At 40.8% G+C, this 262-nt stretch carries 1 protein-coding gene; it reads right to left on the bottom strand.

Features of this window, described 5'->3' with window-relative positions; translation table 11 throughout:
* A partial coding sequence (locus AAEZ09_RS28575) for an LpoB-related protein (protein ID WP_502947615.1) occupies positions 1-262 on the bottom strand: 262 nt, incomplete at both ends.

The following is a 262-nucleotide window of genomic DNA, read 5'->3' as shown; positions in this document are numbered from 1 at the left end:
CCAATTTGGCGACCAAATTTAATCGCAGTTGATGGGTCTACCATGCCAGCATTGTTTTGATAATCAAGTTGTTTACGTACGGTATCAACCTTAGTCATATCAATAAAGCGGAACTTACCAGAGCGTAATAACTTGTTGCTAATGGTGTCGGTCACTGATTCTGTATCGATATGCTCAGAGGTTTTGTTTTTGATTTTATCCACAAACACAATTGGGCGGTTACTTTGTGTCATCACCACCACAGGAGGGAATGCCATCATAC

Source organism: Pseudomonas sp. 65/3-MNA-CIBAN-0223 (assembly GCF_040310425.1).
Taxonomy (GTDB): Bacteria; Pseudomonadota; Gammaproteobacteria; order Pseudomonadales; family Pseudomonadaceae; genus Aquipseudomonas; species Aquipseudomonas gregormendelii.
This window is presented reverse-complemented; position numbering and strand designations above follow the sequence as displayed.